Origin of the sequence: Auraticoccus monumenti (genome assembly GCF_900101785.1) — a bacterium.
Classification (GTDB): Bacteria; Actinomycetota; Actinomycetes; order Propionibacteriales; family Propionibacteriaceae; genus Auraticoccus; species Auraticoccus monumenti.
Map to the genome: position 1 here is coordinate 1,257,226 of NZ_LT629688.1, position 13,643 is coordinate 1,270,868.

Below are 13,643 nucleotides of genomic sequence, written 5' to 3' on the forward strand. Positions count from 1 at the left end.
CCATGACCCTCCGCCGCATCGCCACCGTCGAGGACCTGCACCAGTACCTGCAGGTCGCCCTCCAGCTCGAGCACGCCACCATCCCGCCCTACCTCACCGCGCTGTACTCCATGCACCCGGCGACCAACCCCGACGCCAGCCGGGTGATCCGGGTGGTCGCGGTGGAGGAGATGCTGCACCTGACGCTCGCGGCCAACCTGCTCAACGCCGTCGGGGGCGTGCCCGACCTGACCGCGGACGGCTTCGTGCCGGTCTACCCCTGCCACCTCCCCGACGGGGAGGAGGACTTCGAGGTGGGTACCCGCGCCTTCTCGCCGGAGACGATCGAGGGCTTCCTCAAGATCGAGCGACCCGCGGAGGCCGAGGACCAGCGCTTCGTCGACCGCGAACGCTCCGAGCTGGCGCTGCTGCCCACGGTGGACGCGCACGAGGACGACCTGCACTTCTTCAGCATCGGTGAGTTCTACGCCGAGATCGGGGAGGGGCTGGCCCGTCTGCACGCCCAGCTCGGGGACGCGCTGTTCTCCGGCGACCCGGCCCGCCAGGTCGGCCCGGAGTACTACTACTCCGGTGGTGCGGCGGTCGTGCGGGTCACCGACCTGGACTCCGCCGAGGCGGCGATGCGGGTCATCAGCGAGCAGGGGGAGGGCCTCGGCGGGGGGATCTTCGACGAGGAGGGCGAGCTCGCCCACTACTACCGCTTCCAGCAGCTGCTGCTGGGCCGCTACTACCAGCCCGGGGACGAGGCGGGACGGCCCAGCGGGCCCGAGCTCGACGTGGACTGGAGCGCGGTCTACCCCGTCCTGGCCGACGCGGACTTCACCGACTACACCGGGACCGGGGAGCTCGAGGACGCGGTCCTGGCCCACAGCGCGGCCTACGGCGCCTTCCTGGCCCGCCTCACCGAGGCCTTCGGCGGGAGCCCGGAGCTGCTGGTCCCGGCGGTCGCCGACATGTTCCGGATCAGGGAGCTCGCCACGCAGATCATCCGCAACCCGATGCCGGGACGGCCGGGCGTGAACGCGTCGCCGATCTTCCGCGGTCCGGCGCTCGTGAGCGCCGCCGCCGCTGCTGCCGTGACGGTGGCCTGACGTGGCCGAGGACGCGGTGACCACGCCCACCCCGGACGTCGAGGCGGCCTTCCTCGGGCTGTCGGCGACCCTGACCGGCTACTCCCGCTTCCGGCTGCTCGGCACCGGCCAGGCCGAGCCGTACCTGGCCACGGTCCGCTCGGCGGTCGGCGAGGAGGTCCTCGGCCGGCTGCTCACCGCCTTCGCGGTGGTGGAGCAGGAGGCGGCCGGCGACCCGGCGGTCCTCGACCGGCGGCTGCGTGCGCTGGTGCTCAGCGACGAGCTGCTGGGGCCGGTCGCGCGCAACCTGATCAAGATGTGGTTCGTGGGCACCTGGTACGAGCTGCCCCAGGACTGGCGGGACCGGTTCGCCACCAGGGAGCAGCTCCCCACCCACGTCGTCTCACCGGCCTCCTACACCGAGGGCCTGCTGTGGCCCACCATCGGCGCCAACCCGCCGGGGGCCAAGGGCCAGGGGTTCGGCAGCTGGGTCGGCCCGCCCCGCATCGAGCTGACCTGACCACGTCAGCACCTGGCACCCACCCGACCGACCCGAGCAGGAGCACCCCATGACCCCGAACGACCCCTACGCGCGGCTGCCCGTCGTCCCCACCTTCGAGCTGACCAGCTCCTCGGTCCAGGACGGGGCGGCCTGGGCGCCGGCCCAGCTCTCCGGCCTCTTCGGCGTCCCGGGCGGGCAGGACGTCTCGCCCGCGCTGTCGTGGTCCGGGGCTCCGGCCGCCACCCTCAGCTACGCCGTCACCGTCTACGACCCCGACGCCCCCACCGGGTCGGGGTTCTGGCACTGGGCGGTGGCCAACGTCCCCGCGGCGGTGACGTCGCTGCCCGAGGGCGCCGGTGACGAGACCGGTGCGCAGCTGCCCGCCGGGGCCTTCCAGCTGCCCAACGACGCCCGGATGGCGCGCTACGTCGGCGGCGCGCCGCCGCCCGGCCACGGCCCGCACCGCTACTTCGTCACCGTGACCGCCCTGGACGTCGCCGAGATCGGCGTCGCCCGGGACGGCACCCCGGCCTTCCTCGGGTTCACGGTGGCCGGGCACGTCCTGGCCCGCGCCCACCTCGTCGCCACCGCCGAGACCCCGGCGGCCTGAGGTCGGCAGCGCCCACCACCCGCGCAGGTCCGGCGCGGAGTGGTGGGCGCTGCCCGTTCCCCTGGAGGAGCCTGTTCACCTCCCCGCCACCTGGTCGTGGCTCATCAGCCCCGTTTCGCCACACGAGTCGGTGCGAGTCGCTACAGTGGTCTCGGTTCCAGCGCCCGACGGGGGTTGCGCGCGGGACCGAGAACTCGGGGGAGTCCTAATGCAGTACGGCTATCTGGCCTGCGCTCTTGACATGCTCAACGTGCGCGATCTCGACCTCATCGCCCAGGCGCGCGCACTCTGCGACGTCCTGGTCGTGGGTGTCCTGACCGACGACGACATCCGTGCCTGCACGGGGCGCGTGCCGGTGATCGGTGTCGAGGAGCGGCTGATCCTGGCCAACCACCTGCGCGGTGTCGACCGGGCGGTCATCCACAACGAGGCGGAGTTCGAGCTCCTCTCGGAGTCCATGCTGGTGATCGCGGTGGAGGGCGAGTCCGACTGGCTCCGACCCGACGCCGACGTGGTGCTGACGCCGGCGATCTTCAGCCTGTCCACCCAGCTGCGGACCGCGCTCGGCGCGGTCCCGCGTTCCGCATGAGCGCGGAGCAGGTCCCCGACGCCGTCGAGACGTCGCGACCCGTCGTGGGCTACGTGCCGGGGGCGTGGGACATGTTCCACGTCGGGCACCTCAACATCCTGCTCCGGGCCCGCGCCCACTGCGACCGCCTGGTCGTCGGCGTGGTCACCGACGAGGCGCTCTTCGCCGCCAAGCAGAAGCACCCCGTGGTGCCGCTGGCGGAGCGGATGCGCGTGGTGGCCTCGATCGACGTGGTGGACGACGTCGTGGTCGACCACTCCAGCGACAAGCTCGAGGTGTGGCGCCGGGTCGGGTTCGACATCCTGTTCAAGGGTGACGACTGGATCGGCACCCCCAAGGGGATCAAGCTCGAGCAGGACATGGCCTCGGTCGGCGTCGACGTGCACTTCTTCCCGTACACGCCGCACGTCTCGAGCACCAAGCTCCGAGGCCTGGTCCAGAGCCGCTGACGCCCGCGGTCGTCCGGCGCGAGCCGCGGTGACCGTCGCGCCGCCCGCTCAGGAAGAGCGGTGCTCCTCGGTGCGGATCAGGTCGACCCGGTCCAGCAGGTTCTCCAGGGCCTCCTCGAACTCCACCGCGGAGTGGTCCTCCTTGAGGAAGGGCGCCAGGCGTCGTACGTGGGCGTACGGCTCGAGGGACTTGTCGTCGGAGTCGGACAGGATGTCCAGCGGCCCGACGTCGGCGCCGAGTGCGGAGACCTCCAGCAGCAGGTGGCCGAGCAGGAAGCTGGTGAAGGCGCGGTAGGCCGCCACGGCCGCCTCGTCGCCGAAGCCCTCCGCGTGCAGACCGGCCAGGAACGTCTCGACCCAGCGCAGGCTGCGCAGCGGGGGCCTCAGCCACGGCGCCTCAGCCGGCCGGGAGGCCACCAGCGGGAACGCCTGGGGGTGGCTTAGGGCGATCCTGCGCACGCCGTGGGCCAGGCGCTGCAGGAAGTCCTGCCACCCGTGCTCGGGGGAGGTGATGACGTCGGCGTCGCGCTCCATCTCGTCGACCAGGGTCTCCACGACCGCGTCGAGCAGGTCCTCACGGGCGGCGACGTAGCGGTACAGCGACATGGCCTCCACCCCGAGGGTGGTGCCGAGGCGACGCATCGTCAGACCGGGCAGGCCGTGCTCGTCGATGTAGGCGATGGCCGCCTCGATGATGCGCTCGCGGCTCAGCGGCACCCGCGCCGACGGCGGCTCGTCCCCGTCCACCACGACGGCGTCCGCGTCGACCACCGCCTCACGGTTCCGTTCCCGGAGCGAGGGGGAGCGGGACGGCGCGTGCTGGCCGTCCTCGCCGCCTGCAGCTGCGCTCATCGTCCAACCACCTCCGGCGACCATTGTGCCTGCCGTCCAGGGGCCCGGACCGCGGGGCTCCCCAGATCCGTCCCAGCGAGGCAGGATGATCGGGACCACCTGCGCCCGTCGAGGGTCTAGGCTTACGCTGTAATCCGTTGTCATACGGCTGGGACCCGTGGAGGGGGTGTGCGTGTCGATCCACCGGTTGGTGCAGGAGATGGCCGAGCGCGTGCGCCAGATCACCGAGGAGCCCGATGACGCCGCGCGGCTGCAACGGGCCGTGACCGCCGCCGTGGAGCTGGTCGCTGGCTGCTCCTCCGCAGGGATCACCGTGGTGGAGGGGCAGGTCGTCACCACGGCCGCGGCCACCGACGACGTGGCGCTGCAGGGCGACCTGCTGCAGCACGAGCTCGGGGAGGGGCCGTGCCTGGACTCCCTCCGGCACGGGCCCCTCGTGGTCAGCGGCGACGTCGCCGCTGACCGCCGGTGGCCGGCGTGGGCGCCCTCGGTGCACCAGCTGGGCGTCGCCGCGACGGCGTCGCTGAGGCTGTCCGGCAACGGCCGGACGTTCGGCGCGCTGACCCTCTACGGGGGACGCCGAGGGGCCCTGGACGGCGACGACCTCGCGGTGGCCTGCGCGTTGGCCACCCACATCAGCATGATGATGGCCTCCAGCCACGAGATCCGCCACCTCGGGATCGCGCTGGACAGCCGCACGGTGATCGGACAGGCCCAGGGCCTGGTGATGGAACGCTACGGGCTCTCCGCCGGCGAGGCGTTCGCCCTGCTGCAGCGGGTGTCCCAGCACGACAACCGCAAGCTGTTCAGCATCGCCTCCGAGCTGGTGTCCACCCGCCAGCTGGCCCTGGTACCCCAGCCCAGCTCGGACTGAGGGCGTCGACCGGAGCCGGCGTGCGTCACCAGGCAAGGAACCCGGGCGCAGGGTCCCGACCGCCGACCGTCGGGTACCGACGGCCGGCGACCGGGGTTGCGCCCGGGGAGCCGAGGGGGGTCCCCCCGGGGGGCCACCAGCAGGGCGGGCTCTCGGGGGAGAGGAGCGGGCCCTGCTGGTGGCGTCTGTGGGCCGGTCGGTGACCGGCGGTGGTGGCGGCGAGGGGCTCTGCAGTCGTGTTCCGCCTGCAGCGGCCCCCTGGATGCCGTCGGAGGTGCTCAGTACGCGCCGCGCCGGGCCAGCACGGCCCAGAACGTGCGCCAGATGATGAGCAGGTCCAGGGCGAGGGTCCAGTTCTCGACGTAGCGCAGGTCGAGCCGGACCGACTCGTCCCAGCTCAGCGAGCTCCGGCCGCTGACCTGCCAGAGCCCGGTCAGCCCCGGCACCACCAGGAGGCGGCGCCGCACCGGGCGCTGGTAGGCCTCCACCTCGCTGGGCAGCGGCGGTCGCGGCCCGACCAGCGACATGGTGCCGTTGAGGATGTTGAACAGCTGCGGGAGCTCGTCCAGCGACGTGCGCCGGAGGAACTTCCCGACCCGGGTGATGCGCGGGTCGTCGACCATCTTGAACAGCGGCCCGGCACCCTCGTTCTGCGCCATCAGCTCGGCCAGCCGCGCCTCGGCGTCGACGTGCATCGAGCGGAACTTGTACATCGTGAAGGTGCGGCCCTGGTGCCCGACCCGGGTCTGCTTGAAGATCGCCGAGCCGCCGTCGGAGAGGCGGATCGCCAGGGTCAGGACGAGCAGCAGCGGCGAGGCCACGAGCACGCCCAGGCTGCTGAGCACCAGGTCGGTGACCCGCTTGGCCGAGATCCGCCAGCCGGAGAAGTGCGGCTGCTCGATGGCGAGCAGCGGCAGCCCGATGAAGGGCCGGATGTGCATCCGCGGACCGGCCACCTCGACCAGACCGGGGTGGACCAGCAGCTGGGTGTCCAGGCCCTCGATGGACCAGGCGAGCTCGCGCAGGTAGTGGGGCGGCTGTCCGCTGGCCACGGCGACCACCCGGACGCCGTGCCGCAGCACGGCGCTGCGGACGTCCTCGGTTCCGCCCAGGACGGTGAGCCCGGACGCGCGGGCCTCGACGATCTCGTGGTCGGGGACGCACACCCCGACGACGCGCATGCCGGCGCCGGGCTCACCGGTCAGCTGGTCGGCGAGCTCGGTGACCTGGGGCAGCGAGCCCACCACCACGGTGTCGCGGAGGTCGAGCCCGTTGCGCTGGCGGGCGTGCAGCCAGCGGCGCAGCGCCAGTCGCACCAGGACGCCACCGAGCAGGGCCAGCAGCGCCGCGAGCACCATCACGGTGAGCAGCGCGGTGTCCTGCAGGAGCGCGGCCACCACGGCGGCGACCGCCACGGCGCGCGACCCGGCGTGCAGCACGGCGCGGACCTCGTCGCTGCCCAGACCCAGCCGGGAGCGCTCGTAGCCGCGGCCGGAGCCGATCAGGACGACCCAGAGGAGGCCGCAGGCGACCGCCCACCACCAGGGGTGGGCGACGCCGAGACCGATCAGCTGGGTGACCGTGAGCGCGAGACCCCAGGCGGCGAGACCGCAGAGGGCGTCGGCGGAGAGCAACCAGGCGGCGTAGCGCGCCGACCAGTCAGGACGACGGCGGTCCGGCCTGAGGCCGGACGGCGACGTGCCGGTGGTGACCGGCTCTGGCGGCGTGTGGACGAGCAGCGAACCGGTGCTCTCGCTCTCCCGGAACAGCACGCCAGAGGCGTGCGCAGGCACAGCAGGGCCAATGAATGGCATGAAGTGATTCCCCCGAATCATTCCTCCCGAAGGAGGTGCGCCGTCCCCCGACAGGCGCATCGCTCACTCTAGCGACGAGGGCTGGATCGCGCTGCCAAACGACGCCCCAGCGCCAGATGTGTGCCAGGTCTCACCGTCGGGTGGCGACCTCGGGGTGCGACGGCCTCCGGGTGACGCGCCAGCCCGCCGACAGCACCCCGCTGACCAGCAGGCCCTGCGCCACCAGGTAGGTGGCCATGATGATCGCGTCGGCCCCGGGCAGCTGGACGCCGGGCACGAAGGCGCGCACCGCCATCAGGCTCCCGGTGACCACGAAGGCGATGCCGCCCCAGGTGGTCAGCACGCCGACCCCGGTGGCCAGCACCGGCATCGTCACCAGCAGCAGGCCGTAGACCAGCACCGCCGGCCACAACGACCCGGCGCCGGGGATGCACAGCCCGATCAGCCCGACCATGGCGATGGCGTAGGGCACCAGCAGCTGGGGTCGGCTGGCCAGGATGCTGTGCCGCACGAAGGGGCGGAAGGCCAGGATCCAGCTGGCGTGCGCCAGCCCGAAGAAGACGATGCTGGTCAGCAGCCGCGCCGGCTCGGGCAGCAGGGTGGGCAACGAGTCCCCGAGCCAGCTCAGTCCCAGCGCCAGCACCGCCCAGCGCACCAGCGGGCTGCGCACGGTGCGGCAGCGCAGCAGCAGGTGTGCGATCAGCGGCGGGACCAGCAGCCACTGGGTGTACGTGGTGCTCGGCCACCCGGCCAGCAGGCCCGTCAGGTGGACCGCCCCGATCAGCAGGTAGAGGACGCCCGCCCACCACGACGTGCGGTCGGTGGCGGCGTTGGGCACGGGGACAGTATGGCCTCAGCCCTCCGGCAGGGCGACCGAACCGGCCGATCGCCGTGGCCCCGGGTCCCCTGCGCCGGCTGCGACGGGTGCGCTGCAGGTGCATCCGCGGAGGCCCCGTCGGCTGAAGAACTGCGACGCCACGGTGGTGCACCGGGACGCACGGCTGGGTAGTGGTTCACCAGGCAGGACCCGTGGGAGAGTCGTGAGGACGTCCTCGGGTCAGGACGCAGGAGGAGTGGCTCGTGACGGACGCTGTGGTGCTGGTCGACGACGACGGCCGTGTGGTCGGGGAGGCCCCCCGGCTGGCGGTGCACGACCACGACACCCCCCTCCACCTCGCCTTCTCGCTGCACCTCTTCGACCCCGAGGGCCGCGTGCTGCTCACCCGCCGCGCCCTGGCCAAGCGGACCTGGCCCGGGGTGTGGACCAACTCCTGCTGCGGCCACCCCCGTCCCGACGAGGACGGGCCCGGCGCGATCGTCCGCCGCCTCGGGGAGGAGCTCGGCGTGCAGGTGGAGGACCTGCGCTGCGTGCTGCCCGACTTCCGCTACCGCGCCGTGGACGCCTCCGGGGTGGTCGAGAACGAGCTGTGCCCGGTCTGGGTGGGCCGGGTCCGCGGGGCGGTGCTGGCCGACCCCGACGAGGTGGCCGAGTGGACGTGGCTGCCGTGGGACGACCTGGTCACCGCCATCACCGCCGCCCCGCCGGCCTTCAGCCCCTGGGCCGCGCTGGCCGTCCCGGCCATGGTGGACACCGGCTTCACCCCCGGCAGCTGGCCCGCCGCGGCCCCCTCCCGGCCGGAGGAGGCACGTGGCTGAGACGAGCACCCCCGCGATCGACGGACGGGCGTCGGCGTCCGCGTCGGCACCGACCTGGAGCGAGACCCGCGACGCCCTGGACCGCCGGCTCGAGCAGGTCCTGGCCGACGTCGAGGAGACCTGGTTCCGATTGGCCCCGGGCGTGGCCCCCGGGGTGATCGACGACGACCTGCCGATGCTGCTGCGCCGTCTCGTGCAGTCCGGCGGGAAGCGGATCCGCCCGGCGATGGTGCACTGGGGCTGGCTCGCCGCCACGGCGGCACCCGGCCGGCGAGCCGACCAGCACGCCACCGTGGTCGAGGCCGCGGCCGCGCTGGAGCTGCTGCACGTCTTCGCCCTGGTCCACGACGACGTGATGGACGAGTCGGCCTCGCGGCGGGGACGTCCGACCACCCACGTCGGCGTCGCCGCCCTGCACCGTCGGGCCGGCGGACGCGGGAGCGACCAGCGCTTCGGGGAGAGCATCGCCATCCTGGTCGGGGACCTGGCCCACGCCGAGGCCGACCACCTGGCCGCCGGGCTGCCGCCCGAGGTCCGCAGCACCTACCGCACCACGCTGCTCGAGCTGGTCCAGGGGCAGCGGCTCGACCTCACCGGCGCCGCCGCCGGCCGCCGGGACCTGGCCCACGCCCGGTCGGTGGCCGAGGCCAAGTCGGGGGCCTACACCGTGCAGCGCCCGCTCCAGATGGGTGTGCAGGTCGCCGGCGGGGGGCTGGAGATCCAGCACGCGCTGCTGCGCTACGGCCGTCACGCCGGGGCGGCCTTCGCGCTGCGCGACGACCTGCTGGGGCTGTGGGGCGACCCCGGGCTGACCGGCAAACCGGTCGGGGACGACCTGGTGGCGGGCAAGCCGACGGTGGTGCTGGCCCTGGCCGCGGAGCGGCTGTCGGGGCACTGGCGCCGGGTGGTGGACGGGCGCAGCGTGGTACCACTGGACCCGCACGAGGTCGCCGGCGTGCTGGACGCGATGGTCGAGGCAGGGGTGCGTGACGAGGTGGAGGACATGATCGCGAACGAGGTGCGGGTGGCCGACGAGGCGCTGGACGACGGGCAGGTCGCACCCGAGGCGGCCGAGGGGCTCCGGGCCATGGCCCGCAGCCTGGCCTGGCGGGAGGCCTGACGTGCCCGCTCCCGTGATCGTGGTCGGGGCGGGTCTGGCCGGTCTGGCGACCGCGTGCCGGCTGGCCGGCGCCGGGCACCAGGTGACGGTGCTGGAGCGTGAGCCGATCCCCGGCGGACGCGGCGGGCGGATCCGCGACCAGGGCTTCTCCTTCGACACCGGCCCGACGGTGATGACCATGCCGTCGCTGGTGGCCGACACCCTCGCCGCGGCCGGGTCGGAGCTGGACGAGCTGCTGCCGATGCGCAAGCTCGACCCGGCCTACCAGGCCCAGTACGCCGACGGGTCGCGGATCAGGGTGCGCTCCGGCCACGCCGAGATGCGGGCCGAGATCGCCTCCACCAGCGGCGAGCACGACGCGCGCGGCTTCGACGACTTCGTGTCCTGGCTCGGCGAGCTCTACGACGTCGAGATGGACAACTTCATCGACCGCAACTTCGACTCCCCGGTCGACCTGGTGACCCGCCCCCTGGTGGCCGCCCGGCTGCTGAGGCTCGGCGGCTTCGGCCGGCTCGGCCCCGCGGTGCGCCGGTTCTTCGACGACGACCGGCTGCAGAAGCTGTTCAGCTTCCAGGCCATGTACGCCGGGCTCCCGCCGGAGACCGCGCTGGCGCTCTACGCGGTGATCACCTACATGGACAGCATCGCCGGGGTCTACGTCCCCGAGGGCGGCATGCACGCCGTGCCCACCGCGCTGGCCACCGCGGCCGAGCGGGCCGGGGTGACCTTCCGGTACGGGGTCGACGTCGCCGACGTGCTCGGCTCCGGGGGCAAGGTGGCCGGCGTCCGGCTGTCCGACGGCGAGGTGCTGCGCGCCGACGCGGTGGTGCTGACCCCGGACCTGCCGGTCGCCTACCGGGCCTTCTTCCCCGAGCTGACGCCGCCGTGGGGCGTCCGCCACGGCACCTACTCCCCGTCCGCGGTGGTCTGGCACGTCGGGGTCCGCGGCGGGCTGCCGGCCGACCGCGTCCACCACAACATCCACTTCGGGGAGCAGTGGAACGAGGCCTTCGAGGCCCTGATCCGCCGGCGCGAGCTGATGCCGGACCCGTCCCGGCTGGTCACCGTGCCCTCGGCCACCGACCCCTCGCTGGCACCGGAGGGCTGCTCCACGCTGTACGTGCTGGAGCCCGTGCCCAACCTGTCCGGCGACGTCGACTGGTCGGTGGAGACCGACCGGATGCGCGAGCGGCTGCTGGGCTTCCTCGACCGCGAGGGCTACCCGACCGACGTCGTCACCGAGGAGCTGTTCACCCCCGTCACCTGGCGCCACCTGGGGATGGAGCAGGGGACGCCGTTCGCTCTCGCGCACACCATGCGCCAGACCGGCCCCTTCCGCCCCGGCAACGTCGAGCCGCGCCGTCCGGGGGTGTTCTTCGCCGGGTCCGGGACGGTCCCCGGCGTCGGGGTGCCGATGGTCCTGATCAGCGGCAAGCTGGCCGCGGAGCGGGTGGACGCCTGGCTGGGCAAGCGGTGAGCGGGCGCACCACGACGGGCGAGCGGCGTCAGGAGCACCTCGACGAGGGCTACCGCCGATGCGCCCGGCTGACCAGGGAGTTCGGCACCACCTACTGGTGGGGCGCCATGCTGCTCCCGCGCCCGCAGCGCCGCCAGGTGCACGCGGTCTACGCCCTGTGCCGCCTGGCCGACGACATCGTGGACGCGCCCTCGGCCACCACCGCGGACCGGGCCGCCCGCACCGGGGCCGCGCTGCAGGCGTTCGTGGACGACTTCTCCCGGGCGGTGGACACCGTGCGTGGCGGCGGCTCGGTGGGTGACCCGGTGCTGACCGCGATCGCCGACACCGTGCTGGCCAGCGGGATCGACGGGGAGTGCTTCGACCGCTTCTTCCAGGCGATGGCGATGGACCTGACCACGACCTCCTACGAGACCTTCGACGACCTGATGGGCTACATGGAGGGCTCCGCGGCGGTGATCGGGGAGATGATGCTGCCCGTGCTGCGGCCGCTCAGCCCCGAGGCCCGCGAGCCGGCCCGGGCGCTGGGGTTCGCCTTCCAGCTGACCAACTTCCTCCGCGACGTCGGCGAGGACCTGGACCGTGGTCGGGTCTACGTGCCCCAGGCCGACCTGCGGCGCTTCGGCGCCGACCCGTGGCTGCGCCGGGTGACCCCGGAGTGGCGTCAGGTGCTGGCCTTCCAGATCGAGCGCAACCGTGAGCTGTACACCGCCGCGGACGCCGGGATCGCCCTGCTGCCCCGGGACTCCGCACGCTGCGTGGCCACCGCGCGGGTGCTGTACTCCCGGATCCTGGACCGGATCGAGGCCGCCGACTACGACGTCTTCTCCGACCGGGTCCGGGTGCCGCGGCCGGAGAAGGCCTGGGTCGCGGCCACGACCGTGGTCAACCCGCGCCGGGTGTCCCGGCTGGCGGTGGAGGGGGCGGTGTGAGCGGCTCGGGACCCGGTCGCAGGATCGGGCTGCTGGACGAGGTGCGCTCTCGCGTCCCGATCGCGCTGCGACCGGTCGAGGAGCGGGAGCGGCTGCTGCCGTCCTGGCGCGACGCCCGCCCGTCGCGGATCCGCACCGCGCTCCGGGTGTCCCAGCAGGTCGACCCCGGTGGCTGGTTCGTGGTGGGCGCCAGCACCGACCTCGGCGCCGAGCGCTCCCTGGTGCGGGTGGTGGACGGGGTCGAGATCACGTTGTGGCGCGACACCGACGGGTCGCTGCTGGCCGGACCGGGCTCCTGCCCGCACCTGGGCGCGCTGCTCACCGACTGCGAGGTGATGGGCGGGGAGGTCTACTGCCGCTGGCACGGGCTGGCGCTGGGCCGGGAGGGGTGGGGCCGCTGGCGCACCTTCCCCGCCCTCGACGACGGCGTGCTGCTGTGGGTGCGGCGACCGGTGCCCGGCGAGGAGCCGAGCGAGCGCCCGGTGATCACGCCGCGTCCCCCGCAGGAGCGCTCGATCAGCGCCGTCGTCGCCCTGCCCGGCGTCTGCGAGCCGTCGGACGTGGTGGCCAACCGGCTCGACCCCTGGCACGGCAGCTGGTTCCACCCCTACGCGTTCAGCCACCTCGAGGTCGACGAGGGCGCCAGCAGCGACGAGCGGCTGGTGGTCGAGGTGACCTTCCGGCTCAGCCGGACCTGGGGCGTCCCGGTGCGGGCCACCTTCACCACCCCCGACAAGCGGACCATCGTGATGACGATCATCGGCGGCGAGGGCGCCGGCTCGGTGGTGGAGACCCACGCCACCCCGCTGGGCACCGACGAGCGCGGTCGTCCCCGCACGATGGTGACCGAGGCGACCATCGCCCACTCCGAGCGTCCGGGCTTCGCGGCGGCGCGGTGGGCCCGGGCTCTCGTCGTCCCGGCCATGCGCCGCACCGCCGCCCGGTTGTGGGTCGACGACCTGGTCTACGCCGAGCGCCGCTACGAGGTGCGTCGCCGCGGCGAGTTCCGCTGACCCCAGCGCATCCACCGCATCCCGGTCCGCCCGAGGCGGCGAGCGGCCCCGAGGTGTCGCCTCGTGGGGCGTCGAGGCGACGCGTTCTGGCCAGTGGCCGCGACGGTGGTGCGACCCGGTGCGGCGGAGGTGGGGACAAGCGCAGAGGCGTGTGCCGGGAGCAGCTTCGCCTGCGCTGCTGAGGCGTCGTCGACGCAGGCCCCGAGGGCGAGTGGCCCAGAGGTGTCGCCTCGGGTGGCGTTGAGGCGACTCGTTCTGGCCAGTGGCCGCGACGGTGGTGCGGCCCGGTGCAGAGGAGGTGAGTGCGCGCGTGACCCGGTCGGCTGCCCTCGTCGGCAGCGAGTGTCGCCTCCGCCTCGATGGGATGTCGGGAGGCGAATGAGGCGAGTGGCCCAGAGGTGTCGCCTCGGGTGGCGTCGAGGCGACGCGGTTTGGCCAGTGGCCGCGACGGTGGTGCGGCCCGGTGCAGAGGAGGTGGGTACGCGCGTGACCCGGTCGGCTGCCCTCGTCGGCAGTGAGTGTCGCCTCCCGCCTCGATGGGATGTCGGGAGGCGAATGAGGCGAGTGGCCCAGAGGTGTCGCGTCGGGTGGCGTTGAGGCGACTCGTTCTGGCCAGTGGCCGCGACGGTGGTGCGGACCCGTGCAGCGGAGGTGGGTACGCGCGTGACCCGGTCGGCTGTCCGCG

14 protein-coding genes are annotated in these 13,643 nt (G+C 73.6%); 11 read left to right on the forward strand and 3 right to left on the reverse strand.

All coding sequences use genetic code 11. The features are described from left to right. Positions 1-2 precede the first annotated feature (2 nt). The 5 genes from BLT52_RS05795 to BLT52_RS05815 all read left to right on the forward strand — a co-directional run bounded on the left by BLT52_RS05795 (position 3) and on the right by BLT52_RS05815 (position 3,220). The gene (locus tag BLT52_RS05795; protein WP_090591488.1) at positions 3-1,091 is read left to right on the forward strand and encodes a ferritin-like domain-containing protein; all 1,089 of its coding nucleotides are present in this window, start codon (positions 3-5) and stop codon (positions 1,089-1,091) included. Position 1,092: 1 nt separating this feature from the next. Then, complete coding sequence (locus BLT52_RS05800) at positions 1,093-1,590, forward strand: hypothetical protein (protein WP_197679209.1); 498 nt, start codon at positions 1,093-1,095, stop codon at positions 1,588-1,590. A gap of 49 nt (positions 1,591-1,639) precedes the next feature. Further along, positions 1,640-2,182, forward strand: a complete 543-nt coding sequence (locus BLT52_RS05805) for a YbhB/YbcL family Raf kinase inhibitor-like protein (RefSeq protein ID WP_090591490.1) — start codon at positions 1,640-1,642, stop codon at positions 2,180-2,182. Positions 2,183-2,423: 241 nt separating this feature from the next. Continuing rightward, on the forward strand, positions 2,424-2,771 hold the full coding sequence (locus BLT52_RS05810) for a hypothetical protein (protein ID WP_090591492.1): 348 nt from the start codon (positions 2,424-2,426) through the stop codon (positions 2,769-2,771). Next, the gene (locus BLT52_RS05815; RefSeq protein ID WP_090591494.1) at positions 2,768-3,220 is read left to right on the forward strand and encodes an adenylyltransferase/cytidyltransferase family protein; all 453 of its coding nucleotides are present in this window, start codon (positions 2,768-2,770) and stop codon (positions 3,218-3,220) included. The genes BLT52_RS05810 and BLT52_RS05815 overlap by 4 nt, the downstream gene beginning before the upstream one ends. 48 nt (positions 3,221-3,268) lie before the next feature. Here the strand turns inward: BLT52_RS05815 and BLT52_RS05820 are convergent, their stop codons facing one another. Continuing rightward, a complete protein-coding gene (locus tag BLT52_RS05820; protein WP_090591496.1) occupies positions 3,269-4,072 on the reverse strand; it encodes a TetR/AcrR family transcriptional regulator C-terminal domain-containing protein in 804 nt (267 codons plus the stop codon). Between the two features lie 172 nt (positions 4,073-4,244). Here BLT52_RS05820 and BLT52_RS05825 point away from each other — a divergent pair, with 172 nt between their 5' ends. Then, complete coding sequence (locus tag BLT52_RS05825; protein WP_157676995.1) at positions 4,245-4,946, forward strand: GAF and ANTAR domain-containing protein; 702 nt, start codon at positions 4,245-4,247, stop codon at positions 4,944-4,946. A gap of 278 nt (positions 4,947-5,224) precedes the next feature. Here BLT52_RS05825 and BLT52_RS05830 read toward each other — a convergent pair whose 3' ends face one another. Together BLT52_RS05830 and BLT52_RS05835 are read right to left on the reverse strand one after the other, a co-directional pair. After that, complete coding sequence (locus BLT52_RS05830; RefSeq protein WP_157676996.1) at positions 5,225-6,718, reverse strand: sugar transferase; 1,494 nt, start codon at positions 6,716-6,718, stop codon at positions 5,225-5,227. Between the two features lie 172 nt (positions 6,719-6,890). After that, complete coding sequence (locus BLT52_RS05835) at positions 6,891-7,598, reverse strand: lysoplasmalogenase (protein WP_090591502.1); 708 nt, start codon at positions 7,596-7,598, stop codon at positions 6,891-6,893. Positions 7,599-7,840: 242 nt separating this feature from the next. Between BLT52_RS05835 and idi the strand changes: the two genes are divergently transcribed. From idi to BLT52_RS05860, 5 genes are read left to right on the forward strand one after another with little or no spacing between them, the layout of a single operon-like run. Next, a complete protein-coding gene (gene idi, locus BLT52_RS05840) occupies positions 7,841-8,416 on the forward strand; it encodes an isopentenyl-diphosphate Delta-isomerase (protein ID WP_090591505.1) in 576 nt (191 codons plus the stop codon). Further along, positions 8,409-9,536: a polyprenyl synthetase family protein gene (locus BLT52_RS05845; protein ID WP_090591507.1), complete on the forward strand. Its 1,128-nt coding sequence runs from the start codon at positions 8,409-8,411 to the stop codon at positions 9,534-9,536. The genes idi and BLT52_RS05845 overlap by 8 nt, the downstream gene beginning before the upstream one ends. A gap of 1 nt (position 9,537) precedes the next feature. Then, a complete protein-coding gene (locus BLT52_RS05850) occupies positions 9,538-11,013 on the forward strand; it encodes a phytoene desaturase family protein (RefSeq protein WP_090591509.1) in 1,476 nt (491 codons plus the stop codon). After that, entirely contained in the window at positions 11,010-11,945 is a 936-nt protein-coding gene (locus tag BLT52_RS05855) for a phytoene/squalene synthase family protein (protein WP_231946521.1), read from the forward strand. The genes BLT52_RS05850 and BLT52_RS05855 overlap by 4 nt, the downstream gene beginning before the upstream one ends. Next, positions 11,942-12,958, forward strand: coding sequence for a DUF5914 domain-containing protein (locus tag BLT52_RS05860; protein ID WP_197679210.1), 1,017 nt, complete (start codon positions 11,942-11,944; stop codon positions 12,956-12,958). The genes BLT52_RS05855 and BLT52_RS05860 overlap by 4 nt, the downstream gene beginning before the upstream one ends. The last annotated feature ends 685 nt before the right edge of the window (positions 12,959-13,643 follow it).

Bases quoted from the DNA above. Each gene is read 5' to 3' on its own strand.
- BLT52_RS05795 (WP_090591488.1), top strand. From the start codon at position 3: ATGACCCTCCGCCGCATCGCCACCGTCGAGGACCTGCACCAGTACCTG.
- BLT52_RS05805 (WP_090591490.1), top strand. From the start codon at position 1,640: ATGACCCCGAACGACCCCTACGCGCGGCTGCCCGTCGTCCCCACCTTC.
- BLT52_RS05810 (WP_090591492.1), top strand. From the start codon at position 2,424: ATGCTCAACGTGCGCGATCTCGACCTCATCGCCCAGGCGCGCGCACTC.
- BLT52_RS05815 (WP_090591494.1), top strand. From the start codon at position 2,768: ATGAGCGCGGAGCAGGTCCCCGACGCCGTCGAGACGTCGCGACCCGTC.
- BLT52_RS05820 (WP_090591496.1), bottom strand. From the start codon at position 4,072: ATGAGCGCAGCTGCAGGCGGCGAGGACGGCCAGCACGCGCCGTCCCGC.